This window comes from Brevundimonas sp. (assembly GCF_035561115.1).
GTDB lineage: Bacteria > Pseudomonadota > Alphaproteobacteria > Caulobacterales > Caulobacteraceae > Brevundimonas.
In genome coordinates this window covers 33,739-58,389 of record NZ_DATMYH010000083.1, presented here as the reverse complement: position 1 = coordinate 58,389, position 24,651 = coordinate 33,739, and the positions used below count along the sequence as shown (strand labels likewise).

Annotated in this window: 28 protein-coding genes; 13 read left to right on the top strand and 15 right to left on the bottom strand. The window is 69.1% G+C overall.

What is annotated here, in order from left to right:
* Positions 1 to 41: 41 nt before the first annotated feature.
* Both VN378_RS10790 and alr read left to right on the top strand, forming a co-directional pair.
* Positions 42 to 1,124 (top strand): sn-glycerol-3-phosphate ABC transporter ATP-binding protein UgpC, encoded by a 1,083-nt coding sequence (locus VN378_RS10790; RefSeq protein WP_325743587.1) that lies wholly within the window; start codon positions 42 to 44, stop codon positions 1,122 to 1,124.
* Positions 1,125 to 1,169: 45 nt separating this feature from the next.
* Positions 1,170 to 2,204 (top strand): alanine racemase, encoded by a 1,035-nt coding sequence (gene alr / locus VN378_RS10785; protein WP_325743579.1) that lies wholly within the window; start codon positions 1,170 to 1,172, stop codon positions 2,202 to 2,204.
* A gap of 4 nt (positions 2,205 to 2,208) precedes the next feature.
* Here alr and VN378_RS10780 read toward each other — a convergent pair whose 3' ends face one another.
* Complete coding sequence (locus VN378_RS10780) at positions 2,209 to 3,489, bottom strand: metal-dependent hydrolase family protein (RefSeq protein WP_325743578.1); 1,281 nt, start codon at positions 3,487 to 3,489, stop codon at positions 2,209 to 2,211.
* Between the two features lie 166 nt (positions 3,490 to 3,655).
* On the opposite strand from VN378_RS10780, the gene radA reads away from it, so the two are divergent.
* The 5 genes from radA (at position 3,656) to VN378_RS10755 (ending at position 8,489) form a co-directional block, all read left to right on the top strand.
* Entirely contained in the window at positions 3,656 to 5,026 is a 1,371-nt protein-coding gene (gene radA, locus VN378_RS10775; protein ID WP_325743577.1) for a DNA repair protein RadA, read from the top strand.
* Between the two features lie 160 nt (positions 5,027 to 5,186).
* On the top strand, positions 5,187 to 5,783 hold the full coding sequence (locus VN378_RS10770) for a CvpA family protein (protein ID WP_325743576.1): 597 nt from the start codon (positions 5,187 to 5,189) through the stop codon (positions 5,781 to 5,783).
* Between the two features lie 27 nt (positions 5,784 to 5,810).
* Entirely contained in the window at positions 5,811 to 7,325 is a 1,515-nt protein-coding gene (purF, locus tag VN378_RS10765; RefSeq protein ID WP_325743575.1) for an amidophosphoribosyltransferase, read from the top strand.
* 29 nt (positions 7,326 to 7,354) lie between these two features.
* Positions 7,355 to 7,699: a VOC family protein gene (locus VN378_RS10760; RefSeq protein ID WP_325743574.1), complete on the top strand. Its 345-nt coding sequence runs from the start codon at positions 7,355 to 7,357 to the stop codon at positions 7,697 to 7,699.
* A 37-nt stretch (positions 7,700 to 7,736) separates the two neighbouring features.
* Positions 7,737 to 8,489: an SDR family NAD(P)-dependent oxidoreductase gene (locus VN378_RS10755; RefSeq protein WP_325743573.1), complete on the top strand. Its 753-nt coding sequence runs from the start codon at positions 7,737 to 7,739 to the stop codon at positions 8,487 to 8,489.
* On the opposite strand, the gene VN378_RS10750 is transcribed toward VN378_RS10755, so the two are convergent.
* From VN378_RS10750 to VN378_RS10690, 13 genes are all read right to left on the bottom strand, one after another.
* Positions 8,486 to 8,902: a hypothetical protein gene (locus tag VN378_RS10750; RefSeq protein WP_325743572.1), complete on the bottom strand. Its 417-nt coding sequence runs from the start codon at positions 8,900 to 8,902 to the stop codon at positions 8,486 to 8,488. The two genes, VN378_RS10755 and VN378_RS10750, sit on opposite strands and share 4 nt — an antisense overlap.
* Before the next feature lie 87 nt (positions 8,903 to 8,989).
* Entirely contained in the window at positions 8,990 to 9,814 is an 825-nt protein-coding gene (locus VN378_RS10745) for an alpha/beta hydrolase (RefSeq protein WP_325743571.1), read from the bottom strand.
* A gap of 295 nt (positions 9,815 to 10,109) precedes the next feature.
* On the bottom strand, positions 10,110 to 10,760 hold the full coding sequence (locus tag VN378_RS10740) for a hypothetical protein (protein ID WP_325743570.1): 651 nt from the start codon (positions 10,758 to 10,760) through the stop codon (positions 10,110 to 10,112).
* Between the two features lie 22 nt (positions 10,761 to 10,782).
* Entirely contained in the window at positions 10,783 to 12,405 is a 1,623-nt protein-coding gene (gene der, locus VN378_RS10735; protein WP_325743569.1) for a ribosome biogenesis GTPase Der, read from the bottom strand.
* A 32-nt stretch (positions 12,406 to 12,437) separates the two neighbouring features.
* Entirely contained in the window at positions 12,438 to 13,868 is a 1,431-nt protein-coding gene (locus VN378_RS10730) for a PQQ-binding-like beta-propeller repeat protein (RefSeq protein ID WP_325743568.1), read from the bottom strand.
* Positions 13,869 to 13,891: 23 nt separating this feature from the next.
* Positions 13,892 to 14,659: a tetratricopeptide repeat protein gene (locus tag VN378_RS10725; protein ID WP_325743567.1), complete on the bottom strand. Its 768-nt coding sequence runs from the start codon at positions 14,657 to 14,659 to the stop codon at positions 13,892 to 13,894.
* Between the two features lie 92 nt (positions 14,660 to 14,751).
* Positions 14,752 to 15,588, bottom strand: a complete 837-nt coding sequence (panB, locus tag VN378_RS10720) for a 3-methyl-2-oxobutanoate hydroxymethyltransferase (RefSeq protein ID WP_325743566.1) — start codon at positions 15,586 to 15,588, stop codon at positions 14,752 to 14,754.
* Between the two features lie 76 nt (positions 15,589 to 15,664).
* A complete protein-coding gene (locus tag VN378_RS10715) occupies positions 15,665 to 16,084 on the bottom strand; it encodes a hypothetical protein (RefSeq protein WP_325743565.1) in 420 nt (139 codons plus the stop codon).
* Positions 16,074 to 16,634 carry a sigma-70 family RNA polymerase sigma factor gene (locus tag VN378_RS10710; protein ID WP_325743564.1) on the bottom strand — a complete coding sequence of 187 codons (561 nt, stop codon included), beginning with the start codon at positions 16,632 to 16,634 and terminating at the stop codon, positions 16,074 to 16,076. The genes VN378_RS10715 and VN378_RS10710 overlap by 11 nt, the downstream gene beginning before the upstream one ends.
* 25 nt (positions 16,635 to 16,659) lie before the next feature.
* A complete protein-coding gene (locus VN378_RS10705) occupies positions 16,660 to 17,067 on the bottom strand; it encodes a DUF6249 domain-containing protein (RefSeq protein ID WP_325743563.1) in 408 nt (135 codons plus the stop codon).
* A gap of 134 nt (positions 17,068 to 17,201) precedes the next feature.
* On the bottom strand, positions 17,202 to 17,498 hold the full coding sequence (locus VN378_RS10700) for a hypothetical protein (RefSeq protein ID WP_325743562.1): 297 nt from the start codon (positions 17,496 to 17,498) through the stop codon (positions 17,202 to 17,204).
* Complete coding sequence (locus VN378_RS10695) at positions 17,488 to 18,027, bottom strand: RNA polymerase sigma factor (RefSeq protein WP_325743561.1); 540 nt, start codon at positions 18,025 to 18,027, stop codon at positions 17,488 to 17,490. The genes VN378_RS10700 and VN378_RS10695 overlap by 11 nt, the downstream gene beginning before the upstream one ends.
* Before the next feature lie 21 nt (positions 18,028 to 18,048).
* Complete coding sequence (locus tag VN378_RS10690) at positions 18,049 to 18,465, bottom strand: hypothetical protein (protein ID WP_325743560.1); 417 nt, start codon at positions 18,463 to 18,465, stop codon at positions 18,049 to 18,051.
* A gap of 194 nt (positions 18,466 to 18,659) precedes the next feature.
* Here VN378_RS10690 and VN378_RS10685 point away from each other — a divergent pair, with 194 nt between their 5' ends.
* From VN378_RS10685 to VN378_RS10660, 6 genes are all read left to right on the top strand, one after another.
* Positions 18,660 to 19,151 carry a hypothetical protein gene (locus VN378_RS10685; RefSeq protein WP_325743559.1) on the top strand — a complete coding sequence of 164 codons (492 nt, stop codon included), beginning with the start codon at positions 18,660 to 18,662 and terminating at the stop codon, positions 19,149 to 19,151.
* A 32-nt stretch (positions 19,152 to 19,183) separates the two neighbouring features.
* On the top strand, positions 19,184 to 19,423 hold the full coding sequence (locus VN378_RS10680; protein ID WP_325743558.1) for a DUF2188 domain-containing protein: 240 nt from the start codon (positions 19,184 to 19,186) through the stop codon (positions 19,421 to 19,423).
* Between the two features lie 76 nt (positions 19,424 to 19,499).
* On the top strand, positions 19,500 to 20,468 hold the full coding sequence (locus VN378_RS10675) for a virginiamycin B lyase family protein (RefSeq protein WP_325743557.1): 969 nt from the start codon (positions 19,500 to 19,502) through the stop codon (positions 20,466 to 20,468).
* Entirely contained in the window at positions 20,458 to 20,853 is a 396-nt protein-coding gene (locus VN378_RS10670; protein ID WP_325743556.1) for a c-type cytochrome, read from the top strand. The genes VN378_RS10675 and VN378_RS10670 overlap by 11 nt, the downstream gene beginning before the upstream one ends.
* Before the next feature lie 67 nt (positions 20,854 to 20,920).
* A complete protein-coding gene (bglX, locus tag VN378_RS10665) occupies positions 20,921 to 23,200 on the top strand; it encodes a beta-glucosidase BglX (RefSeq protein ID WP_325743555.1) in 2,280 nt (759 codons plus the stop codon).
* 100 nt (positions 23,201 to 23,300) lie between these two features.
* Positions 23,301 to 24,290 carry a hypothetical protein gene (locus VN378_RS10660; RefSeq protein ID WP_325743554.1) on the top strand — a complete coding sequence of 330 codons (990 nt, stop codon included), beginning with the start codon at positions 23,301 to 23,303 and terminating at the stop codon, positions 24,288 to 24,290.
* Between the two features lie 9 nt (positions 24,291 to 24,299).
* Here VN378_RS10660 and VN378_RS10655 read toward each other — a convergent pair whose 3' ends face one another.
* The gene (locus VN378_RS10655; RefSeq protein WP_325743553.1) at positions 24,300 to 24,647 is read right to left on the bottom strand and encodes an arsenate reductase; all 348 of its coding nucleotides are present in this window, start codon (positions 24,645 to 24,647) and stop codon (positions 24,300 to 24,302) included.
* Positions 24,648 to 24,651: the final 4 nt, after the last annotated feature.

Below are 24,651 nucleotides of genomic sequence, written 5' to 3'. Positions count from 1 at the left end.
AAGCGCGGTGGGCCGACAAGAAGCTGCGGGCAGGGAAACACATGGCGGACGTCCGGCTGACCGGCGTGACCAAGAGCTTCGGAACCACCGAGGTCCTTAAAGGCATCGATCTGGAGATCGCGGACGGCGAGTTCGTGGTCTTCGTCGGCCCGTCAGGGTGCGGCAAGTCCACCCTGCTGCGTACGATCGCGGGCCTGGAAGAGTCGACCGGCGGCGACATCGCCATCGGCGGACGCTCGGTCAACGATCTGAGCCCGTCCGACCGGGGCATCGCCATGGTGTTCCAGTCCTACGCCCTCTACCCGCACATGAGCGTGTACGAGAACATGGCGTTCGGGCTGAAGCTGGCCAAGGCCGACAAGGCCGAGATCGACCGGCGGGTGCGCGGCGCGGCCGAGACGCTGAACATCACCGACTATCTGGACCGCAAGCCCAAGGCCCTGTCCGGCGGTCAGCGGCAGCGGGTCGCCATCGGCCGCGCCATCGTGCGGGAACCGCAGGTCTTTCTGTTCGACGAGCCCCTGTCCAATCTGGACGCGGCCTTGCGGGTGCGGATGCGTTACGAATTCGCCAGCCTGCACGAGCGGCTGAAGACGACCATGGTCTATGTCACCCACGACCAGGTCGAGGCCATGACCCTGGCGGACCGGATCGTGGTGCTGAACGCCGGAACGGTCGAACAGATCGGCAAGCCGATGGAGCTGTACGAACGGCCCCGCAACCTGTTCGTGGCCGGGTTCATCGGCAGCCCGAAGATGAACCTGCTGCCCGCCGAGATCGTCACGGCGACGGCGAGGGGCGCGACGGTGCGGACTGCGGCAGGCGAGACCCTGACGGTCGGCGTCGATGCGGGGCGCGCCGGGGTCGGCGACAAGGTTACGCTGGGCGTTCGGCCCGAGCATCTGACGACGGCGGGCAAGGGCGATGCGATCCGCGCCGACGTGACCTTCGTCGAGACCCTGGGGCACGCGACCTATGCCTATCTGACGGCCGGAGAGGCGCCGGTGACCGTGCTGCTGCCGGGCGACGTGCGGCCCGCGGCGGGCGAGACGCTGAGCCTGAAGGTCCCGGCGGATCAGGCGCATCTGTTCGACGCGGACGGCGAGGCGTTCGCGCGGCTGTAGCCAACGCGTGTTGCATCGCACAAGCGGGTCGCCATAGATGGCGGGATGCCCGCACCGGCCACGCTCACCGTCGATCTGAACGCGCTCGCCGCGAACTTCCACGCGCTGGAAGCGACAGGCGGCGTTCCCGTCCATCCGGTGGTCAAGGCTGACAGCTACGGGCTGGGGGCCGCCGCCTGCGCGGCGCGGCTGATGGCCGAGGGCGCGCGGACGTTTTTCGTGGCGAGGACCAGCGAGGGGGAGCGGCTGCGGGCGGCGCTGGGCAATGCGCCGGCGATCTATGTGCTGGACGGATGCCTGGCGGGGCGGGCGGCGCGTCTTCGGGCGGCGGGCTTGAGGCCGGTGCTGAACACGGCTTCGCAGTTGGCCGAATGGCGCAGCGCCGGCGGCGGAGCCTGCGGCTTGCAGATCGACACGGGCATGAACCGGCTGGGATTCCGCGTCGAGGATGCGCCGGACGCGTTCGAAGGACTGGATCTGGTGTTGAGCCATCTGGCCTGCGCCGACGATCCGGCCGAGCCGATGAACGCGCGGCAGAGGGACGCCTTCGCGGCGGCGGCGGGGCGGTATCCGGGGACGGTGCGCTCGTTCGCCAATTCGGGCGGAGTCTTCCTGGGACCGGACTATGCCTTCGACGCCTTGCGGCCGGGCGTCTGCCTGTACGGCGGCGGGCCGGAGGGGCGGCCGGACGCGCGCATCCGGCCGGTGGCGACGCTGGCGGCCGAGGTGCTGCAGGTGCGCGAGGTCCCGGCGGGCGAGAGCGTCGGCTATTCGCGCGGCTTCGTGGCCGACGCGCCAAGGCGGATCGCCACCTGCGCCGCCGGCTACGCCGACGGGGTGCTGCGGGCCTACAGTCCGAAAGGTCTGGTCTTCGTCGCGGGCCAGTTGCGACCGATCGTGGGGCGGGTGTCGATGGACGTGTGCGCCGTGGACGTCACCGGGCTGGAGGTCGCCGTCGGGGACCCGGTCGAGCTGTTCGGACGGAACCGCATGCTGGACGACGCGGCGGGCGCGGCGGGAACCATCGCCTATGAGCTGCTGACCTCGGTCACCGCGCGGGTTCCACGCGTCTGGGTCTGAACCGTCAGCGCGCGTCCCGGACCACCGCCCCGCCCTTGATGACCACGGGCACCGTCTCCAGCATCCGCACGTCGGCCAGGGGATCGCCCGACACGGCGATCAGATCGCCGTAGCGGCCGGTCGCGATGGCGCCGACGTCCCCTTCCCGGCCCAGGGCCTGGGCGGCGTTCCAGGTGGCGGCGCGGATCGCCTCGGCCGGGGTCATGCCGTATTCGACCATCACCGCGAACTGCCGCGCGTTCTGGCCGTGCGGATAGATGGCCGCGTCGGTGCCGAACACCATCCGGGCCCCGGCGCGATGGGCGGCGCGGAAATTGTCGCGCTGCAGCTGGCCGATCTCGCGGTCCTTGCGCAGATTGTCCTCGGTGACGCCGAATTCCGTCCCCGTCGCCTGGGTGAAGTCGGTGTTGAAGATGTCCATCGACAACCAGGTCCCGTGCTGGACCGCCAGACGGATGCCCTCGGCGTCGATCAGCGAGGCGTGCTCGATGGTGTCGATTCCGGCGCGAATGGCGTCGGCGATGCCCGAGGCGCCGTGGGCGTGGGCGGCGACCTTCAGGCCCCACATGTGCGCCTCATCGGCGACGGCGGTCAGTTCGGCCAGGGTCATCTGCTGTTGGCCGGGTTCGGTGTTGCGCGAGAAGACGCCGCCGGTGGCGCAGACCTTGATGACCTGGGCGCCGTATTTTCGCACCTCGCGCACGCTGTGGCGGGCGGCCTCGACGCTGTCGGCGTTGTAGTCGTTGGCCTGGGCGAGCGAGCGCGGAAGGCCGGTGACGTCGCAATGGCCGCCGGTGGCCCCGAAGGAGGCGCCCGCCGGGACGACGCGCGGCCCCTCGATGAAGCCGGCGTCGATGGCCTGACGCAGGGCGACGTCGGCGAAGTCGGGTCCGCCCAGGTTCCGCACCGTGGTGAAGCCGGCCATCAGATTGGCGCGCGCGTTGGGGACCTGCAGCACCGTTTCGAAGTCGTCGGCGTATTCCAGCACCTTGAAGCCCGAAACATAGGGGGTGCCGGCCAGATGGACGTGCATGTCGATCAGGCCGGGCAGCAGGGTCAGGCCCGGCAGGTCGAGGCGGCGCGCGTCGGCCGGCAGACCGGCGGGGGCGGCGGTTCCGACCGCGGTGATTCGCCCGTCGGTGACGACCACGACGGGATTGTCGAGGTAGCGGCCGCGCTCGACATCGACCATGCGGGCGGCGGTGACGACGAGGGTGTCGGCCTGGGCGGGGGCCGCGAGGCCGAGCGTGAGCGCGATGGCGGCGGCGGCCAGACGATGCAGCATGGTTTAACTCCCCTGTGGCGGCGAAGCTGGCATGACGGGGGCGGCGTGAGCAACAGGCGTGCGTCGGCGCCGCGCTGTTTTCAGGCGGTGCAGGCTACGTCAATTCCGGACGCACCCTCTCCGGCGCCCCCTGCCCCGCCGGGCGCGACTCCTGTAAGCCGGACCCATGGCGAGAGACGGCGCGATCTATGTTTGTCAGTCCTGCGGGGCGGTCCACGGCAAGTGGTCCGGCCAGTGCGGGGCGTGCGGGCAATGGAATTCGATCGTCGAGGAGAGCCGTGCGGCGCCGCCGGGGGCGATGAAGCCGGCCACGAGCGCGGCCGGGCGCGGGCGCGGCGTGCAGTTCGAGGGCCTGCAGTCCGAGACGCCCGAACCGCCGCGCATCATCACCGGGGTGGCCGAGTTCGACCGCGTCTGCGGCGGCGGGGTGGTGCCCGGTTCGGCCATCCTGCTTAGCGGCGATCCCGGCGTCGGCAAGTCGACCCTGCTGCTGGACGTGGCCGGGCGTGCAGCCCTGGCGGGACGGCGGGTGGCCTATATCTCGGGCGAGGAGGCGGTCGAGCAGATCCGGGCGCGGGCGAAACGCATGGGCCTGGAGAAGGCCCCGGTCGAACTGGCCTCGGCCACGGCGCTGCGCGACATCCTCGGCACGCTGAAACGCGAGAAATTCGACATCGTCATCGTCGATTCGATCCAGACCCTGTGGTCCGACGCGCATGAGGCGGGACCCGGGTCGGTGACCCAGGTCCGGGCCTGCGCCGGGGAAATGGTGCGGCTGGCCAAGTCGCAGGGCGTGGCCGTGGTGCTGGTGGGCCATGTGACCAAGGACGGCCAGGTCGCCGGGCCGCGCGTGGTCGAGCATATGGTCGACGCGGTGCTGAGCTTCGAGGGCGAGCGCGGCTATCCGTTCCGCATTCTGCGGGCGGGCAAGAACCGCTTCGGCGCCACCGATGAGATCGGCGTGTTCGAGATGGGCGACGCCGGCCTGCGGGAGGTGGCCAATCCCTCGGCCCTGTTCCTCGGCGAGGGCCGGGACCGGGCCCCGGGGGCGGCGGTGTTCGCCGGCATCGAGGGCTCGCGGCCGGTGCTGGTGGAGATGCAGGCGCTGGTGTCGAAATCGGCCTATGGCACGCCGCGCCGGGCGGTGGTCGGCTGGGACACCGGGCGGCTGGCCATGGTGCTGGCGGTGCTGGAAGCCCGGTGCGGCTTCGGCTTCGGGGATCAGGACGTCTATCTGAACGTGGCGGGCGGCCTGCGCATCAATGAGCCGGCGGCGGATCTGGCGGCGGCGGCGGCGCTGATCAGTTCGGCGACCGACACCCCCCTGCCCCAGGGCTGCGTCGTATTCGGCGAGATCAGCCTGTCGGGCGAGGTGCGGGCCGTCGGCCGGGCCGAGGCGCGGCTGCGCGAAGCGCAGAAGCTGGGCTTCGACCAGGCCCTGACGCCGCCCCTGACGGTCAAGGACAAGGGGGTCAGGGTGACATCCGTCACGCGACTCACCGAAGCGGTCGAACGAATCTCGCAAAACCGCTATTGAAGCTGGTCTCCTCCCTGTTCGCGCAGCGAATGGGGAGGTGGATCGGCGGCAAAGCCGACGAGACGGAGGGGTTTTTGAAGCGAGTAAGGTCAGTGCGGCGGTGTGAACCCCTCCACCGCTTCGCGGTCCCCCTCCCCATCTGCGATGGGGAGGAGACAAGGTGACCGGTTTCGACGTTATCGCCATTCTGGTCATCCTCGCCTCCGCCGCGGCCGGCTGGGTGCGCGGAGGGACGCGCGAGGTCATCACCCTGCTGAGCTTCGTGCTGGCGGCCTTCATCGCCCTGGTCGCCCTGCCGTTGACGGCGCCGCTGGGGCGGGCCCTGGTCAATCCGGACTGGATGGGGACGATCGCGGCGGCCATCACTTCCTTCCTGCTCATCTATTTCGGCATCCGCATCTTCGGATCGATCCTGTCGAAGCGGGCCCAGGCCCATCCGCAGCTGGGCGGGGTCGACCGGTTCGTCGGCGTGTTCGTCGGCGCGGCGCGGTCGCTGGTGCTGCTGGGCGCGATCCATCTGGTCGTCGTCGCCGCCATGCCGGGCGAAAAGACCCCGCGCTGGCTCAGCGAGGCTGCCCTGCGGCCGGTCACCGCGGGCGCGGCGCGGATGATCCAGATCGTCCTGCCGGGCATAGGCCGCGGCGCAGATGCGCTGACCCCCGTCGTGACTTCGTCCGTGAGCAAAGGGTTTTCCGAAGACAAAGCCTTGCCCCCGCCCCAAACAAGCAATACTTCGCCGCCGTCCGCCGCACGCTAGCGTTCCCCGCTTCATCGGAGCCCCACGATGAGCCGCCCTGAGCATTCCATCGCCGACCCGGTCGTCCACCGGGCGCACCATCGCGACGCCGACGACGACCGTCCGCGCCTCGAATGCGGCGTCTGCGGCGTCTGGGGGGCCGAGAAGGACGCGGCCTCCGCCATCGTGGCCCTTGGCCTGCACGCCCTGCAGCATCGCGGCCAGGAGGCCTGCGGCATCGCCAGCGTGCACGACACCCGCTTCCACACCGAGCGCCACATGGGCCTGGTCGGAGAGGCTTTCGGCGGCGCCGACCTGCCCGAGCGCCTGCCGGGCACGGCGGCCGTCGGCCACACCCGCTATTCGACGGCGGGCGGCAGCTTCCTGCGCAACATCCAGCCGATGTTCGCCGATCTGGACCAGGGCGGCATCGCCATCGCCCACAACGGCAATCTGACCAACTTCCTGTATCTGCGGAACCAGCTGGTCGGCGAAGGGGCCATCTTCCAGTCGACCTCGGACTCGGAAGTCATCCTTCACCTGATCGCGCGGAGCCGTAAGGCCAAGATCGTCGACCGCTTCATCGACGCCATCGGCCGGATCGAGGGCGGCTACGCCCTGGTCTGCGCCACCCGATCCAAGCTGATCGGCGCGCGCGATCCGCTGGGCATCCGCCCGCTGGTGCTGGGCCGTCTGGGCGATGCCTGGGTGCTGGCCTCCGAGACCTGCGCCCTGGACACGATCGGCGCGACCTTCGAGCGCGACGTCGAGCATGGCGAGGTGGTCGTGATCGACCACGAAGGGCTGAAGTCGCTGAAGCCCTTCCCCACGCGCGGGGCCCGGCCCTGCCTGTTCGAATATGTCTATTTCTCGCGCCCCGACAGCGTCGTGAACGGCCGCTCGGTCTATGGCGTGCGCAAGCGGATGGGGATGAAGCTGGCCCGCGAACACGCCGTCGAGGCCGATGTGGTGGTGCCGGTGCCCGACTCCGGCGTGCCGGCGGCGCTGGGCTACGCCCAGGAGAGCGGCATTCCCTATGAGATGGGGATCATCCGCAGCCACTATCTGGGCCGCACCTTCATCCAGCCCAGCCAGGGCGCCCGGCAGAAGGGGGTGCGGATGAAGCACAGCCCCAACGGCTCGGTGCTGAAGGGCAAGCGGGTCGTGCTGATCGACGATTCCATCGTGCGCGGCACCACGTCGGTGAAGCTGGTTCGCGCCGTGCGGGCGGCGGGCGCGACCGAGGTGCATCTGCGTTCCGCCTCGCCGCCCATCATGTGGCCGGACTTCTACGGCATCGACATGCCCGAGCGGGACCAGCTGATCGCCGCCAACAAGACGCTGGAGGAGATGAAGGCCTTCCTTGAGGTCGACTCCCTGGGCTTCCTGTCGGTCGACGGCCTGTACGAGGCCATGGAGGCGGGTCCGCGCGATCCGCACAATCCGCAGTTCACGGACCACTACTTCACCGGCGAATACCCGACCCGCCTGCTGGATCGCGAGATCGAGGAAGGCGGACGCGAGGTCGCGGCGCGGCAACTTTCGCTGCTGGTCAGCGCTTAAGGGCCTAAGGTCCGCTTCAGAGGCGTCGCATGGTTCAGCTTGGCTATTTCACCATCGACACACACGATGTCGCCAAGGCGCGCGCCTTCTATTCGGCCCTGCTCGGCTGGACGTTCAACGAGGCCGAATCGGGCCCGACCTACGCCCATGTCGCCGGCAGCAGCCCCGCATTCGGCTTCACCAAGGCGGAGCGGCCCGGCCAGTTTCCACATATGTATTTCCGCGTCGATGACATCGACGCCCTGTGCGAGCGGGTTATCGAACTGGGCGGCAAGGCGGCGGTTCCGGCGGACGGCTCGACCGGGCGCTCGGTGGTGATCAGCGACGACCAGGGGGTGAGCATCAGCCTGTGGCAACCCGCGCCGGGCTTCTGACTTTCGCCGGGCCCACGGGCGGGCTATCAGGCCCGCCATGACCGACCTTCCCCTCAAAGACCGCATCGCCCTCGTCGTGGGGGCCTCGCGCGGCATCGGCTACGAGACCGCCCTGGCGCTGGCGAAGGCCGGGGCGCACGTGATCGCCACGGCGCGGACGGTCGGAGGGCTGGAGGAACTGGACGACGCCGTTTTCGCGGCGACGGGCCGGCACGCGACGCTGATCCCGTTCGATCTGGTCGACGGCGGGGCGATCGACCGGCTGGGCGGAGCGATCCATGAGCGGTTCGGGCGGCTGGACGTCTGGGTGCAGGCGGCGGCGACCATGGGGGCCTCGGGCCTGACGCCGGTCAGCCACGCCGACCCCCGGGTCTGGGCCAAGGTCGAGAAGACCAATTTCACCGCCGTCTATCGCCTGATCCGCTCGCTGGAGCCGCTGCTCAAGGCGTCGGACGCCGGGCGGGCGGTCTATGTCACCACCAGCGTGGCCAGCGCGCCCAAGGCCTTCTGGGGCGCCTACGCGGCGTCGAAGGCCGGAGCCGAGGCCCTGATGAAATGCTGGGCCGACGAGATCGAGTCGACGCCGGTGCGCGTCGCCATCGTCGATCCGGGCCGGATGCGCACGGCGATGCGGGCCCAGGCCTATCCGGGCGAGGACCCCGAGGAGGTGACCCATCCCTCGGCCATCGGCCCGCTGATGGTCGAACTGGCCCGCGGCGATCTGGAGCCGGCGCTGGAGGTGAAGTTCAAGGACTGGAGCGGCGGGCCGAACGTGGCGGCGCTGATCTAGGCTCCGCGCAGGAAGCCGGTCGATCCGGACCGCGCGCCGAACCAGCCGGCGGCCACGACCAGGACGACGCCCGCGATCGCCATCCATGCCGGATGCGGGATCAGGAACAGGTTGGCGGCGGTGGCGCACAGGAACAGGCCCGCGGCGACCCAGCCGGGCCAGGCGCCGCGACGGGCGAAGCGGGCCGCAAAGGCGGCGGCGGCGAAGGCGGCGACCGTCCACGTCGCCAGCATGACGATGAACACCTGCATCGGCAGGCCGGCCATCCAGGCCTCCATCGCCGCGCGATCGTTCATGTCGGTCGGCGCCGGCCCGGCCGACGCGGCCAGGGACTGGGACAGCATGTCGCCGAGGAAGACGAGGACGAAGGCGACGACCACGCCGCCGATGATCGAAAGCACGAGTCTGAGCATCTGAACCCTCCCGAGGTTGGGAAGGATAACGGCGTTTTCGCCGGCGCGTCAAAATGAGGCGCGCCGGCCTTCAGCTGAGCGCCGCCGTCAGGCGCGGATGAAGGCCAGCAGGTCGGCGTTGATGACGTCCGCATGCGTCGTCGCCATGCCGTGCGGGAAGCCCGGATAGACCTTCAGCGTCCCCTGCGGCAGCAGGGTCGAGGAGATCCGGGCCGAGTCGTCGATGGGGACGATCTGGTCGTCGTCGCCGTGCATCACCAGGGTCGGGATGTCGATCTTCTTCAGGTCCTCGGTGAAGTCGGTCTCCGAGAAGGCCTTGACGCAATCGTACTGGGCCTTGATGCCGCCCATCATGCCCTGACGCCACCAGTTGTCGATGACGCCGGCGGATACCGCCGCGCCCGGCCGGTTGAAGCCGTAGAAGGGGCCGCCGGGCAGGTCGCGATAGAACTGGGCCCGGTTGGCGGCGAGGCCGGCGCGAATGCCGTCGAAGACCTCGATCGGCAGGCCGCCGGGGTTCTTGTCGGACTTGAGCATGACCGGGGGCACCGCCCCGATCAGCACCGCCTTCGCGACCCGGCTGGTCCCGTGACGGCCGAGGAAGCGGGCGACCTCGCCGCCGCCGGTGGAGTGGCCGATCAGGACCGCGCCGCGCAGGTCGAGGGCCTCGAACAGCGCCTGCAGATCGTCGGCGTAGGTGTCCATCTCGTTGCCGGCGTCGGTCTGGGTCGAGCGGCCGTGGCCGCGCCGGTCGTGGGCGATGACGCGAAATCCCTGGGACCGGAAGAAGATCATCTGGGCGTCCCAGTCGTCGCCCGACAACGGCCAGCCGTGCGAGAAGACGATGGGCTGGCCCGTCCCCCAGTCCTTGTAGAAGATTTCGGTTCCGTCGCGGGTCTTCACGGTGGCCATGGTCGTGTCTCCGGGCAGGCCCGAGGGGGCTGGGTTGAGGATCGGGGAGTGTCGGGCCGGCGCCGCGTCGGCTTGGGAGGCGAGCGACAGACCGGCGACGGCGGCCAGCACTTCTCGCCGCGCCGGTGTGAACGGGAGTGAGGCATTATCGCGCAGCGTCATGTGGGGTCCCGCGCCGTGAGCCGCGATCCAATGAGATTACCACGCAGCGGGTCGCCAGAGAACAGGGGGCGTCAATAGACGCCTTGTTCGGGGTCCGGCGTTTCTCGGGCGCGAATGAGCATCGCGAGTTGATCTAGTAGATATCTCCGACGTCCAAGCCCGTGAGGCCGAGCAGGTGCAGGCCAAGCGCGTGCTCGAGGCCGTCCTTGGGGGATTGCCGGCTTCGATAGCGGTAACCCTCGCGGGGGTCCGCGCCCTCGATGATCCATTGCGCGCCATCAAGGCAGCAGGAGCAGCCCGCCACCGGTGCATCGAACAGACCACTCCGCGCGATCGCCGCGTCGAGAGCAGCGGCTTCCGGTTGCGTCAGCAACCGCTCGATTTCGACAGAGCGTCTGACGCCCGGACTCGGTCCATATCCGTGTCCCGCAGGCCTGCGTTTGGCGGTGATCGTCTGGCGACCGTCAGGGGCGACGTCGACCCGCACCAGGATGGGGTCATGGAAGCTGCGGAGCCATGTGAACCTGATCGACCGCGGAGCCGTGGCCGGACGGCGATAAAGGGAGGGCTCCTGGAACGCCGCCAGCTCTCCCGAAAACCACTCATCCTCAAAATCGGTCTGTACGGCCTGCGCTTCGAAAATGCCCGGGCCGAACTCGCATATCGTTTTCGCCGTCTGCAGGCTGGCCGGGAAGTAGTCGGCGCGTTGACCACTGTACCACCCCGCGAAGATCGCGAACCCCAGGGTCAGGAGGGTCAGGAGCATTGCCATACCGCGCGTCATGGTCCCCTCCCCGTCCCGACGCCTACTTCTTCGGCGCGTGTTTCTGTCCGGTCCGCACCCGGCCTGACCGCGACACCTGCCGCGCCCCGCCCCGCGCGCCCTTCTGGACCGCCACCGACGAGCCGGCCTTCTTGTTGGCGCTGGCCTTCAGCCCCGCCAGCGGCTTCAGCTTCGTCTTGCCGGCCTTCTTCTGTTCCAGCGCCTTGCCGGGCAGGTTGGACAGCATCTCGGCCCGCTCGGCCTTCTTGATCACCTTGCGCGGCGCGGTCTTGGCGTCGCCCTTGTAGCGTTCGGGGCCCGATTTGGAGCCGCCCGGCGCATAGGGGTTCTCGCTGCCCGACTTGACCAGCAGACGGATCGGCGTGCCCGGCAGGTCGAAGGATTCGCGCAGATTGTTGACCAGATAGCGCTTGTACTGCTCCGGCATGGACTCGGCGCGGCTGGCCATCAGCACGAAGGTCGGCGGGCGGGCCTTGGTCTGGGCCATGTATTTGGGCTTGATCCGCTTGCCGTCGACGGCGGGGGGCGGATGCCTCTGGGTGGCCATGGCCAGCCAGGTGTTCAGGTCCTTGGTCTTGACCTTGACCGACCAGGTCGCATGGGCCTGAAGCACGGCGGGCATCAGGCGCTCGACGCCGCGACCCGAATGGGACGACAGGGCCACGAACGGCGAGCCCTTCAGCTGGGGCAGCTTGTCCTCGGCCATCTGGGTCAGTTTGGCGAGCCTGGACTGGGGCTCGGTCTCGAGGTCCCATTTGGCGGCGACATAGACCAGGGCCCGGCCCTCGCGCTCGACCAGGTCGGCCAGCTGCAGGTCCTGGGTGTCGAAGGCGTCGTCCTTGTCCATGACCAGGACCACCACCTCGGCGAAGGTGATGGCGCGGATGGTGTCGGCGACCGACAGCTTCTCCAGCTTCTCCTGCACCCGGGCCTTGCGGCGCATGCCGGCGGTGTCGACCAGGCGGATGTTCTGACCTTCGTATTCCCAGTCGACCGAGATGGAGTCGCGGGTGATGCCGGCCTCGGGGCCGGTCAGCATGCGGTCCTCGCCGATCAGGCGGTTGATCAGGGTCGACTTGCCGGCGTTGGGGCGGCCGATGATGGCGATGCGGATCGGCTTGTCGGGCTCGTCGACCTCTTCGATGAAGATGTCGGCGCTGGCGGCGACGATGGCGGCGTAGAGGTCGGCCATGCCCTCGCCGTGCTCGGCCGAGATGGCCACCGGCTCGCCGAAGCCCAGCGAATAGGCCTCGCCGATCCCGCCGCCGCTCTCGCGGCTCTCGGACTTGTTGGCCAGCAGGATGACGGGCTTGTGCTGTTTGCGCAGGCGCTCGGCGAAGATCTTGTCCAGCGAGGTCACGCCCTCGCGGGCGTCCATCATGAACAGGATCAGGTCGCCGTCTTCCAGCGCCGCCTCGGTCTGTTCGCGCATGCGCGATTCGAGGCTGTCGTCGGTGACGTCCTCATAGCCGGCGGTGTCGATCAGCGTCAGGTCCATGTCGCCGATGTTGCCGTCGGCGTAGCGACGGTCGCGGGTCACGCCCGGGCGGTCGTCGACGAGCGCAAGGCGCTTGCCGACGAGACGATTGAACAGTGTCGACTTGCCCACATTGGGGCGGCCGACGATGGCGACTTTGAGAGCCATGTCGGCCTTCTAACGCAGTTTGTTGTCCGGCGTCAGCGAATGCTGACGAGGTCGCCCTTGTCGGTGAGGACATACAGCGCGCCGTTATAGGCGGCCGGCGCCAGATAGATCGGACCCGCGCCCAGCTTGAGCGAGGCCGTCTGGGCGCCGGTCTTGGGATCGAAGGCGACCAGTTCGCCGTCGGAATTGGTCAGGACCAGCCGGTTCGAGGCCAGCAGCGGGCCCGACCATTCCGGGCGCACGGTCCGGTCCCAGAAGCCGAAATAGCCGCCTTCCTGACGCACGCGGCCTTCGTTGAGATCGCGGCTCCAGTAGATCTGGCCGGTGTCGCGGTTGATGACGGTCAGTTCGCCGTCCTTGGACACCACATAGACCACGTCCCCGACGGGCAGCGGCGCGTTGACGCCGGCGATGGGCAGCGGCGCCCATTTCGGCTGGCCGGTGCGGATGTCGAGGGCTGACAGCAGGCCCGAGTGGCTGACGGCGTAGACCGTGCCGCGGCTGACCACAGGACGGCCGGCGATGTCGCGAATCTCGGACAGGGCGCTGGTGCGGCTGGTGCGCGACAGCACCTGCTGCCAGACGGCCTGGCCGGTCGAGGCGCGCAGGGCCACGATCTCGCCCGACGAGAAGGGAGCGATGACCGTGTCGCCGGTGATGGCCGGGCTGGAGGCGCGCATGATGCGGGCCGGTTCGGGAATGCCGCGATAGGACCAGTCCTGGCGGCCGGTGGCGACGTCGAAGGCCTGGATCTGGTTCTCGACATCGACCACGAACACCCGGCTGCCGGAGACCGTCGGAGCGCCGTGGATCGGCACGTCGACCGGCGTGGTCCAGACGACCGCGCCCGTGGCCTGGTCGAGGGCGGTGACGACGCGATAGCCGGACGAAACAAAGACCTTGCCGCCGCCCACGGCGACGCCGCCGCCGAAACCGCCGCCCGTCGTTCCGCCTGTGCCGCCGAAGCCGAGGAATCCGCGGCTGCCGCCCTCCCGTTCATCGGGCTTGATATTGACCTTCCACGCCTGGGCGCCCGTGCCGGAGTCGAGCGCCGACACGGTGGACTCGCCGTCCAGCACGAAGACGCGGCCGTTGTCGGCCACGACCGGCGCCATGACCTGACGCGTGCGCGACGAACCCGCCCCGACGCCGCGGCGCCAGGCGACGGCGAATTCGGGCGCGGCGATGACGTGTTCGACCGAATTCTCGGCGTTGCCGCCGGGCTGGGTCCAGGCCGTCGCGGCCTGGGGTCCCGGAAGGAAGAAGTCGCGACCCGACAGGGCCGCCGAAGGAGCCAGCTGCTGTTCGAACTCCAGAACCGAAATCCGCTGGCCTTCCGAAGCCGTGGCCTGCGGCCCCTTGTCGCCGCCGAGGCCGAACGGCAGGGCGTTGCGCACCGTGCTGCACGAGGCGACGGCGGCGGCGAGGCCGCTCAGAAGGGCGACTTTGAGCACGCGGTTCATGACGGACGTCCTGGAAACGGGGATCACGGGCGGGCCGGAGCGGCGGAAGCGGCCGGGCCGGCCGGCGGAGCGGCGGCTGCCGGAGCGGCCGGAGGAGCCACCGGAAGCGCGCCCTGGGCGCGGACGATGGCCGGAAGAGTGGCCGCGGCGCCGGAATCGATGGCGGCGATGGCCAGGTCGGCGCGCTGGCTGATGATGTCGGGCGTGTCCAGGCCGTTCTTGAGCAGGACCAGCGCCTCACGGGCCGGAGCGATCTGACCGTTCTGGAGCCGGGCCATGGCCAGGGCCTCGAGGGCGAAGGGGCTGAACGGACGGCCGTCCTTCGCGATCGGCGCCAGGCGGGCCTCGATCTGGGCCAGGGTTTCGCTGTCCATGGCCAGCCATGCGGCCTTCAGGGCGGCGGCGTCGGACAGCAGCGGATCGCGCGAAGCCTTGGCCGCCTCGTCGAAGCGGGCGATGGCGTCAGGGATGCGATTGGCGTCGACGGCGATGCCGCCGCGCTGCATCAGGGCCATGGCCTTATAGGCGCCGTTGCCGTCCCTGGCCGCCTGGGTGAAGGCGGCGTCGGCGCCGACGGGGTTGTCAGCCTGGAGCGATTGCACGCCGCGGTCGAAGGCGATCGACGCCTTGTCGGCCTTCGACGTCTGCAGACTGTCCCAGCCCCAGAAGGCCAGGGCGGCGATCAGGGCGACCAGCAGCACGCCACCCACGACGGGCAGCCAGGTGCGGGCCAGCCGCTTGTAGCGGTCGGAGCGGAGCTCCTCCTCGACCTGCTCGAAGACATCAACCACGGATACGTCGCCCCCAGAAAACGGCGCCGAGGCCGCTGAAATTCAATCCGGCCGGACCCTAGAGGGTCAGCCTGCCCGCCGCAACGCAGCCCTTAGGGCGTAACGGGCTTTTTCGAGAAGTAGGTCTCGACTTCGGCAGGAAAACGGCGGGCTTTGACGTCGGCGGCGTAGGCGGCGACGGCCCGGTCGATCTCGCCGCGCATGTCGGCGTAGCGGCGGACGAATTTCGGCGTCCAGTCGAACAGGCCCAGCATGTCGGGCGTGACGAGGATCTGTCCGTCACAGGCTGACGAGGCGCCGATGCCGATGGTCGGCTTGTCGACCGCGGCGGTGATGTCGCGGGCCAGACCCTCGGCCACGCCTTCGATGACAATGGAAAATGCCCCGGCGTCAGCGGTGGCCTCGGCTTCCGACATGACGCGCAGCCGCTCTTCGTCGGTCCGGCCCTTGGCCTTGAAGGCCCCGTCCGTCAGCACGGCCTGGGGCCGCAGGCCGACGTGGCCCATGACCGGGATGCCGCGCTGGACCAGATAGGCGATGGTTTCCGCGACGGTGGGGCCGCTTTCCAGCTTCACCCCCTGCGCGCCCGTCTCCTTCATGACGCGGGCGCAGTTTTCGTAGGCCAGCTCCTTGCCGCCCTCATAGCTGCCGAACGGCATGTCGATGACGACCATGGCCTTCCTCGAACCGCGCATGACGGCCTGGCCGTGGAGAATCATCATCTCGAGAGTGACGCCGACGGTATTGGGCATGCCGTGCACCACCATGCCGACGCTGTCGCCGACCAGCAGCAGATCGCAATGGTCGTCAAGCAGGGCCGCCGTGGGGGCGTCATAGGCCGTCAGGCAGACGATGGGCTCGCCGCCCTTGCGGCCCCGGATGTCGGGCGCGGCGAGGCGGCGGACGGTTTCCTGTTTCTGGCTGGACATGACGGTCCTCCTGTTCGGGGACCTAGATAGCGACGCCCCCGCGTCCCGTCATCCCTGACGGGACGACGGGACGGGATCACATGTCCTGGGACAGCTTCATGACCCCGGCCGCGGCCAGGGCGATCAGGGCGCCAGCCGCGATCCAGAACAGCTGCATGCCCCCCATGGAGCCCAATTCCAGGCCGCCGAGGCCGAACTGGTCGAGACCGCCCTGAACCGCGCCCTGCACGCTCAGCGAGGTGGACCGGATGCCCTGGCCCAGGGCGTCGCCCGCCACCACGCCGTCGCCGCCGCCGAGGCCCAGGTTCACGCTCATGGTCTCGCGCACCGCCACGACGCCGCCGACGACGCCGGCGAGGCCCAGGGCGAAGAACCGGACCCGGGAGCCCTTCTGCAGGCGCTGCTCGACCCGGGCGTTGAACAGGGCCGCATCGGCCAGATGCGGCGTGCGCGCAAACAGGCGCTCGATTTCGGGATCGAACTCATCAGCCGACATGCTGCGTTCCTCCCACGGACTGCGCGGATTGCGGTTGTAGCCGCGCGCGGAGTTTATCCAGACCACGTTTGACATGAGACTTCACCGTGCCGAGTGGCAAATTCAGGGCGGCGGCGATCTCGGGATGCGCCATGCCGGCCCCGTGACAAAGGGAGACACACAGTCGTTCGGGCTCGCTGAGGCCCTTGAGGGCTTCGTCGAGATCCATCAGGCCCGCCTGATCGGCGGCGGGCGCGACATCTTCCTGTTCGACTTCAGCGATGTAGCGGGCTTCTTTTGCAGCGCGCTTTATGTAAAGGCGCGCCGCAATCCGCTTGACCCAGGCGGCGAAGGTGCCCTCGCCGCGGAACTCGGCGCACCGCTCGAACGCCTGGATGAAGGCGTCCTGGGCGATGTCGTCGGCGAGCGAGGCCTGCGCCCCCATCCGCCGCAGCAGACCGCGCACCGCCGAGCTGTGGCGGCGCACCAGTTCGCCGAACTCCCGCCGTCCGCCCGCCGCCGCGAGGGCGGCGAGCTCGACGTCGTGCCGGTCGATCAGAGGTTGGGTCATGATCAGTCCCCCTGTCCGACCCGGCTCAGTCCTTGTTCTTGTTGAAGAAGCTCAGGACCAGATAGGCCAGGCCGATGGTGACCGGGATGGCCGCGACGCCCAGCAGGCCGTCGCCGACATTGCCGTGCCAGTCGTCGTTGCCGTTCCAGCCCATGTCGTTGATGAGGCCGAAGGCGGCGATGCCGACGCCGACCGCCAGCCAGATGATGCCGCGGCGGATGTCGCGGGTCCGCGAGGGCAGGTTCTTGGTGACGTCCCTGGTCAGGGCGTCGAGAACCTCGGGCGGCAGGTCCTGCCCCTTGTCGATGGCGCGGCGAACCGTTTCCTGGGTTTCGCGGCGTTCGCGGAACTTCAGGTAGGTCGGGCCGAAGATGATGGCGGTGATGGAGCCGAAGACCGACAGAATGGCCACCAGCGGGATGAAGTCTTCCATGTGGGTATCCCCTCTTTCGTCAGACCGGAGCGTGATGCCTCGGCCTTCTGACGACAAGAGGCTGTGAAGGGGCTCCATGGATGCGGCTGGGGAGGTGAAACTTTCGTAAGACCATTTCGGCGTGGCGGCGACCGTCAGGCTGCGCTGAACCGGCGCGACAGCCACAGGGCGGCGACGGCGCTGACCGCTACGCCCGCCAGCATGCCGGCGGCGGGGACCAGGGCGGCGATGTCCTCGCCCAGCGGACCGACCACCGGGATCAGGGCCCACAGGATGGCGACTCCAGCGACGCACCATGGCGCGAGGGCGGCGACCGTCATCCACGCCCGGCGCAGGGCGATCCGCTGCGCCAGCCGCGCCTGGAAGGCGTAGTCGCGCGCCGGCGGCGCCTCGGCGGCGAACAAGGCCTGGAGTTTCCGTTCAGGCGTCATCGGGTCCTCCGAGCGCCTTCAGAAGCCGCGCCCGACCGCGCGCAACATGCGACTTCACCGTGCCGAGAGGCAAGCCCAGGACGACGGAGGCCTCGCCGTGCGACCAGCCGTCGGCCAGACACAGGGCCACGCAGGCCCGGACGTCCGGCGGCAGATCGGCCATGGCGGCGGCCATGGACAGCCGATCCTCGTGCGACACGCCCGCCGGGGGCTCGACCGTTTCCAGCCAGACGCCGTCGCGGACCGCGCGCCGGCGCGTGCTGCGGATCCGGTCCTGGGCCTTGCGCCAGGCGATGCCGCACAACCATGCGCGGACGCCGTCGGGGTCCCTGAGCGACCGCAGCGACCGCCAGGCGGCGAGAAAGGCGTCCTGGGCCACATCGTCCGCCTCGGCCCAGCCCCCGCCCAGCGCGCGGCGCAGGAAGCCGCGCACGGCCGCCTGATGCCGCTCGACCAGTCGCGAAAAGGCGGCGTCCGAACCGGCGAGCGCATGGCTCACCAGCTCGGCGTCGCTGTGAAATCCCCCCATGGCGCGCGTTTCCGGGCCGCATCAGTCCCGCGGACCGCGTCCGCCGCTGCGCAGGGCCGAGACCAGCGAGGCCAGGCAGAGAGCTCCGAGCACGAAGCTGACGATCAGGAAGGCCTCGGCCGCGCCGTAGATGTCGGCCCAGCTGGCGTAGGCGAAGCCCGCCGACATCACCCCGAACAGCACCACCGAGAACCAGGACCCGTCGCCGGGCCGGCCGCCATCGCGGCGCATCTGCCAGGAATCGTCGTCCGCATCGATCGGACGCTCCAGCACCTTGAGCAGGGCCGCGGGCGGCTCCTGACCACGCTCGGCATAGGTCTGGATCAGCTTCAGCGTATCCTTCTGACGCCGGTAGTTCAGGAAGCTGGAAAAGCCGCCGAACACGAACCAGGCCAGAGGGAACAGCAGCCACCAGTAGGAACGGAACAGATCTTCCATGATCTTCACCCCTCATGCGCCGGACAACGCGCCCGCGCTTTCATAGGGTAGTCGGCGCCGGACACGCCAGCGGATGCGGCGGCTCACAAATTGTTTGCGGCGCGGCGGACGCCTCGACACCGCGTCCGGAATTGCGGAAGCTGGCGATGTGTTCGCTTGCGTACCCCCGGTTCATCGCAAACCCCGAGGTCGCCATGCTTCCCGAACTGTCGCCGCTGGGCTGGTTTCACACGCTCGGCAGCCTGCTCGCCCTGCCCATCGGCCTGATGCTGCTGTTCCGCCACGGACGGATCGATCCGTCGGGCGGCTGGGGCAGGCTGTATCTGCTCTTCATGTTCGTCGGCGCCGTGACCGGAGTGCTGGTGATCCGCGACGCGCCGGGCGTCCTTATCTCGGTTCTGAGCCTGGGATCGCTGGCCGTCGGCGCGACCGTTCGTTTCGCCTCATTCCTGGGCGGTCATCGCCGCTGGATCGAGACCGTGGCCATGAGCACCAGCTTCTTCACCCTGATCCTGCCCAGCCTGACCGAGACCTTGACCCGCCTGCCGGTCGGCGCGCCGATCGCCGCCAGTCCGCAAGCGCCATTGATGGTCTCGATCCAGCTGGCGCTTCTGATGGGGCTGGTCGTCGGGGTGACCTTGCAACTGCTGGCGCTACGCCGCGTTCGCCCCGTAGCCGTCGCCTGACGCGCCCCACATATTCGCAACCGGAGGCCGCCATGGTCCAGATCACCTATCGCATCGTCGAGCACGACGGAGGCTGGGCCTATCAGTCGGGCGGGACCTATTCCGAGACCTATCCGACCCATGACTCGGCCCGGGCCGCCGCCGTCGCCGTGGCGCGCGAGCAGAAGGTCCCGGATGAGGACGCCCTGATCGAATACGCCGACGCCACGGGCCGCTGGATCACCGAACGCGCCGACGGCCATGACCGTCCGGAGGTCGACGTCGAGGACTGACCCCCGTCGCCCCCACCCGTACCCGCCGGCCCGGTCATCGACCATGATCGCGCCGCAGGAACGCAAGGAGAGCGCCATGACCCGCCTGTTTCCCCGCCTCGCCGCCGCCCTGGCCATGGCGATCGTCCTCGCCTCGCCGGCGGCGGCGCAACAGGTCCGGTACTATGAGGTCCCGCCGGGCGGACGCGCCCACGACGTCGCCGTCACGCCGGACGGAGAGGTCTGGTGGACGGTCCAGCGCGGCGGCGGCCATGGCGTCCTCGACCCCCGGACGGGACAGACCGTGATCGTGCCGCTGGGGGAAGGATCGGCCCCGCATGGCGTCATCGTCGGGCCCGACGGAAACGCCTGGATCACCGACGGCGGCCAGAACGCCATCGTCCGGGTCGACCGGACGACGCGCGAGGTCAGGGTCTGGCCTCTGCCCGCCGACACCGGCCCGGTGAACATGAACACGGCCACCTTCGACCATCGCGGCCGCATCTGGTTCACCGGCCAGACCGGCTTCTACGGCCGGCTGGACCCGGCGACGGACGACATCAGAGTCTGGGCCGCGCCCCGGGGCCGCGGCCCGTACGGGATCACCACCACGCCCTCGGGCGAGGTCTGGTACGCCTCCCTGGCCGGCAACCATATCGCCAGGGTGGATCTCGACACCGGCGAGGCGACCATCGTCGAGCCGCCGACGCCGAACCAGGGCGCGCGGCGCGTCTGGTCGGACAGCCAGGGCCGGATCTGGGTCAGCGAGTGGAACAGCGGCAACGTCAGCGTCCATGACCCGCGCGACAACAGCTGGCGCACCTGGAAACTCCCGGGCGAGGCTCCGAAGGCCTATTCGGTCTATGTCGATGAGACGGACAAGGTCTGGCTGACCGATTTCGCCGCCAACGCCATCGTCCGGTTCGACCCGGCGACCGAGACCTTCCAGAGCTTCCCCAGCGATCGTCCGGGCGCGAACGTGCGCCAGATGCTGGGCCGACCCGGAGAGGTCTGGGGCGCCGAGTCCGGAACCGACCGGCTGGTGGTCATCCGGCATGGCGGCTGAGGCCTTGGCCGCGTTCTGGCTCCTGCTCATGGCGCTCGCCGGGTCGGCGCCGCAGACGGCGGACCCGGGCCAGCGCGCGTTCCAGCGGTGCGCGGCTTGCCATTCGCTGGGTCCGGACGATGTCGCCATGCCCGCCCCTCACCTGACGGATGTGTTCGGCCGGCGCGCAGGGGCCGTGCCGGGCTTCGCCTATTCGGACGCGATGCGCGCGGCCGGCCGTAGGGGTTTGATCTGGGATGGGCCAACGCTGGATCGCTACCTCGCGGATCCGGAGGCCGTCGTACCCGGGACAGCCATGCCCTATCAGGGCGGATCGGCCGCTGAACGCGCCGCGCTGATCGACTGGCTGGGTCGATCGACGGGTCCTGCGCGCAACGGGATGTGATCGGGGCGGACTAGGCGGGGCTGGCCCCGGTCGTTAGGTCTGGCCCACAGCTTGTGGAACCGTTTACATGCGTCACGCCTCCTTCCCCTCCCCGACCCGCCGCATGCTCCTGGCCGGAGGCGCGATGGCCGCCGGCATGGTCATGGCGCCGCGGATCGCGGCCGCGCAGGCGGCGGCGGACCTGGACCGGGTCAACGGCCTGATCGCCCGCATGACGATCGAGGAGAAGGCGGGTCAGCTGAACCTGCTGAACGACCCCTTCCGCTGGCGGCCCGAGGGGGTGAACCCCGGCGACTTCAACCCGGATCAGGCCGCCGTGGCCGCCGACATCCGCGCCGGCCGGATCGGCGCCCTGTTCAACGGCGTGGGGGCCCAGGGCACGCGCATGGTGCAGGAGATGGCGGTGCGCGACAGCCGGCTGGGCATTCCCCTGCTGCTCGCCGCCGACATCGTCCACGGCCTGCGCACCACCTTCCCCGTGCCGCTGGGCGAGGCCGCCAGCTGGGACGCCGACCTGGCCATGCGCACGGCGCGCGCGGCGGCCGTCGAGGGCGGGGCCGCAGGCGTGCACCAGACCTACGCCCCCATGGTCGACATCGGCCGCGACCAGCGCTGGGGCCGTGTGGTCGAGGGCGCGGGCGAGGACGTCTTCCTCGGCAATCTGTTCGCCGCGGCGCGCACGCGCGGCTTCCAGGGCGACGATCTGAAAGCGTGGTCGTCGCTGCTGGCCTGTCCCAAACATTTCGCCGCCTATGGCGCCGCCGAGGCGGGCATGGATTACAATTCCACGGACATGAGCGAGCTGGAGCTGCGCTCGGTCTATCTGCCGCCGTTCAAGGCCGCCTTCGACGCCGGCGCCCTGTCGACGATGAGCGCCTTCAACGACCTGAACGGCGTCCCGGCCAGCGGCAACAGATGGCTGCTGACCGACATCCTGCGCGGCGAGTGGGGTTTCGCCGGCTTCGTGGTGTCGGACTACACCTCGGAACAGGAGCTGATCGCCCACGGCTACGCCGCCGACGGACGCGACGCGGCGCGGCTGGCCCTGATGGCCGGCGTCGACATGTCGATGAAGAGCGGCCTGTACCTCAAACACATCCCTGAACTGGTCCAGTCCGGCGACGTGCCCGTGGCCCGCGTCGACGAGGCGGTGCGCCGGGTGCTGATGACCAAGGCCGCCCTGGGCCTGTTCGACAACCCGTACCGGGGCTCCGACGTCCGCATGGAGCGGCGGGTCCACGGCAGCCGCGAGCATCTGGCCCTCGCGCGCGAGGCGGGCCGCAAGTCGATCGTGATGCTGAAGAACGAGAGCGGCCTTCTGCCCCTGCCGAAGACGGGCAAGCGCTACGCCCTGATCGGGCCGTTCGGAGCGGATGCGACCGATCTGTTCGGTCCGTGGTCGATCTTCAAGGATCCGAAGCTGGCGGTGTCGCTGGAACAGGGGCTGCGCGCGGCGCTGGGCGACGGCTCCAGCCTGACCGTGGTCAAGGGTTCGGACGTCGAGGCGCCGCTGACCGGCGGGATCGAAGCCGCGGTGATGGCGGCGGCCCAGGCGGACGTGGTGCTGCTGGCCGTCGGCGAGTCGCAGCAGATGTCGGCCGAGTCAAAATCGCGCGTCGACATCGGTCTTCCCGCCCCGCAACTGGCGCTGGCCGAGGCCGTGGCGGCGACCGGCAAGCCCGTGGTGGTCCTGCTGCGCAATGGCCGGGGCATGGAGCTGGCCGGCGCGGTGAAGGACGCCCCGGCCATTCTGGTCACCTGGTTCCTGGGATCCGAGACCGGCAACGCCGTGGCCGACGTGCTGTTCGGCGATCACGCGCCGACCGGGCGCCTGCCCGTCAGCTTTCCCCACCGGTCGGGCCAGTCGCCCTTCTACTACGCCCACAAGGCCACCGGCCGGCCGTCGAAGCCGACCGACACCGAATTCACCGCGAAATTCCGCGAGACGCCGCATCTGGCGCTCTATCCGTTCGGGCATGGCCTGACTTATGGGACCGTCAGCTGGTCGCCGGTCCGGCTGTCGTCGCCCACCATGGCGTGGAACGGCGAGATCACCGCGACGGTCACCCTGACCAATGCGGGGGCGCGTCCCGTATCCGAGGTCGTGCAGCTGTACATCCGCGACAAGGCCGCCTCGGTCACCCAGCCGGTGCGGCTGCTGAAGGGCTTCCGGCGCGTGACCGTGCCCGCGGGCGGCGCACTGGAGGTGTCCGTTCCGCTGAGGTTCGCCGACCTGACCTTCCTCGGCGCCGATCTGCGGCCGACGGTCGAGCCGGGCCTGTTCGACGTCTGGCTGAGCGCCGACGCCCAGAGCGGCGAACCGGCGTCGTTCGCCCTGGTTCGCTGACGCTCAGCCGAAGACGCAGCTGGGCGATCCGTATATTGATCCGTCGGAGGTCCGCGCGACTTTCACCGCTTGGGCACCGATATTGAATTCCAGCACCTCATTGAATGACGCCTACGAGGTGCTGCGGCGCGTGCAGGCCTCCTCCAGTGATTCGAAGATCAAGCTGGGAGCTCGGGGCACGTGTCGATTTTGCGGTCGGACTGACCGCAACAGCTTTCGAAAGGAAGCTCATACGTTCCCAATCTCGCTCGGGAATCGCTGGGTTGTGTCCCTTGATGAGTGCGATGTCTGCAACGAACAGGTCTTCTCACGATACGAGGATGCATTGGCGAAAGCCGTGGGGCCCGTACTTACCCTGGGCGGTACTCGAGGTCGGTCAGGAAAAGTGAGGTCATCGGGCCGTTCGACCGCCCCTGTCACGATAAGACGGAGCCACTACGCCGGATCAAAACCCGAGATTTCCATTACGGCACCGCTGGACGACCCGCGTCTGTTCATCACGGGGAACCGCAAAACCGGCGACCTAAGACTACCGATCCTGGCACCGCCCGAAGCGTTCGTGCCGCGATACGCGTACAAGGCGCTCGCGAAGATGGCCTATGCCATCCTGCCGACCGAAGACCTCTCACATTACTCCAAGCTGCGTGCTTGGCTGATCGACGAAACAGAGGTGTTGGACTTCCCATTCCTTGAGGTGGGAGTCTCTTTCGGCAGTGTTGGCAACGCACCCGAAATGGTCGCCGGAACCCTGCTGCGTCGCCGATACAATGGCGATCCGCTTCCTTATACGATCTTCGTTTTTTGCGCGGGCTCGGTATGTCTGCAGATCGAGCTCATGTCTGATCACCTTGAGGATCACTTACCACCCATGCGTCCGGGTCAAGTGAAGATCAACTTTTCAGTGGTCATCGCAGACGATGATGACCGTAGCCCTATCACCATCGAATACGGCGCACCTCAATTCGTAACCTGGCACGCATCGGAGCCCCAACCTTCATTCATTGAGAGTGTGGTCATGGACTTCAACATTCGATCATCGGAGGGCGAACTCACTCCGATCCTACGCCGATCAATGACACTTCCCGGATAGCCCCCACGCTTAAGCGACCACCGCCGCGTAGACGTCGGGTTTGAACCCGATCAGGGTCCGGCCGCCGAGATCCAGCACCGGGCGTTTGATCATCGACGGCTGCGCCAGCATCAGGTCCACTGCCTTCGCGGCGTCGAGGGCGGTTTTGTCGGCGTCCGGCAGGGCGCGGAAGGTCGTGCCGGCGCGGTTCAGCACCGTCTCCCAGCCGTGCTCGGCCACCCAGCCCTCGAGGCGGGTGCGGTCGATCCCGGCCTTCTTGTAGTCGTGAAACTCATGGGCCACGCCGTGGGTGGCCAGCCAGACACGGGCCTTTTTGACGGTGTCGCAGTGGGGGATGCCGTAGAGGGTCGGGGTCATGGCG

Excerpts from the sequence above, each read along its gene's own strand:
- VN378_RS10790 (WP_325743587.1), top strand. The coding sequence starts at position 42 with ATGGCGGACGTCCGGCTGACCGGCGTGACCAAGAGCTTCGGAACCACC.
- alr (WP_325743579.1), top strand. The coding sequence starts at position 1,170 with ATGCCCGCACCGGCCACGCTCACCGTCGATCTGAACGCGCTCGCCGCG.
- VN378_RS10780 (WP_325743578.1), bottom strand. The coding sequence starts at position 3,489 with ATGCTGCATCGTCTGGCCGCCGCCGCCATCGCGCTCACGCTCGGCCTC.
- radA (WP_325743577.1), top strand. The coding sequence starts at position 3,656 with ATGGCGAGAGACGGCGCGATCTATGTTTGTCAGTCCTGCGGGGCGGTC.
- purF (WP_325743575.1), top strand. The coding sequence starts at position 5,811 with ATGAGCCGCCCTGAGCATTCCATCGCCGACCCGGTCGTCCACCGGGCG.
- VN378_RS10760 (WP_325743574.1), top strand. The coding sequence starts at position 7,355 with ATGGTTCAGCTTGGCTATTTCACCATCGACACACACGATGTCGCCAAG.
- VN378_RS10755 (WP_325743573.1), top strand. The coding sequence starts at position 7,737 with ATGACCGACCTTCCCCTCAAAGACCGCATCGCCCTCGTCGTGGGGGCC.
- VN378_RS10750 (WP_325743572.1), bottom strand. The coding sequence starts at position 8,902 with ATGCTCAGACTCGTGCTTTCGATCATCGGCGGCGTGGTCGTCGCCTTC.
- VN378_RS10745 (WP_325743571.1), bottom strand. The coding sequence starts at position 9,814 with ATGGCCACCGTGAAGACCCGCGACGGAACCGAAATCTTCTACAAGGAC.
- VN378_RS10740 (WP_325743570.1), bottom strand. The coding sequence starts at position 10,760 with ATGACGCGCGGTATGGCAATGCTCCTGACCCTCCTGACCCTGGGGTTC.
- der (WP_325743569.1), bottom strand. The coding sequence starts at position 12,405 with ATGGCTCTCAAAGTCGCCATCGTCGGCCGCCCCAATGTGGGCAAGTCG.
- VN378_RS10730 (WP_325743568.1), bottom strand. The coding sequence starts at position 13,868 with ATGAACCGCGTGCTCAAAGTCGCCCTTCTGAGCGGCCTCGCCGCCGCC.
- panB (WP_325743566.1), bottom strand. The coding sequence starts at position 15,588 with ATGTCCAGCCAGAAACAGGAAACCGTCCGCCGCCTCGCCGCGCCCGAC.
- VN378_RS10715 (WP_325743565.1), bottom strand. The coding sequence starts at position 16,084 with ATGTCGGCTGATGAGTTCGATCCCGAAATCGAGCGCCTGTTTGCGCGC.
- VN378_RS10710 (WP_325743564.1), bottom strand. The coding sequence starts at position 16,634 with ATGACCCAACCTCTGATCGACCGGCACGACGTCGAGCTCGCCGCCCTC.
- VN378_RS10705 (WP_325743563.1), bottom strand. The coding sequence starts at position 17,067 with ATGGAAGACTTCATCCCGCTGGTGGCCATTCTGTCGGTCTTCGGCTCC.
- VN378_RS10700 (WP_325743562.1), bottom strand. The coding sequence starts at position 17,498 with ATGACGCCTGAACGGAAACTCCAGGCCTTGTTCGCCGCCGAGGCGCCG.
- VN378_RS10695 (WP_325743561.1), bottom strand. The coding sequence starts at position 18,027 with ATGGGGGGATTTCACAGCGACGCCGAGCTGGTGAGCCATGCGCTCGCC.
- VN378_RS10690 (WP_325743560.1), bottom strand. The coding sequence starts at position 18,465 with ATGGAAGATCTGTTCCGTTCCTACTGGTGGCTGCTGTTCCCTCTGGCC.
- VN378_RS10685 (WP_325743559.1), top strand. The coding sequence starts at position 18,660 with ATGCTTCCCGAACTGTCGCCGCTGGGCTGGTTTCACACGCTCGGCAGC.
- VN378_RS10680 (WP_325743558.1), top strand. The coding sequence starts at position 19,184 with ATGGTCCAGATCACCTATCGCATCGTCGAGCACGACGGAGGCTGGGCC.
- VN378_RS10675 (WP_325743557.1), top strand. The coding sequence starts at position 19,500 with ATGACCCGCCTGTTTCCCCGCCTCGCCGCCGCCCTGGCCATGGCGATC.
- VN378_RS10670 (WP_325743556.1), top strand. The coding sequence starts at position 20,458 with ATGGCGGCTGAGGCCTTGGCCGCGTTCTGGCTCCTGCTCATGGCGCTC.
- bglX (WP_325743555.1), top strand. The coding sequence starts at position 20,921 with ATGCGTCACGCCTCCTTCCCCTCCCCGACCCGCCGCATGCTCCTGGCC.
- VN378_RS10655 (WP_325743553.1), bottom strand. The coding sequence starts at position 24,647 with ATGACCCCGACCCTCTACGGCATCCCCCACTGCGACACCGTCAAAAAG.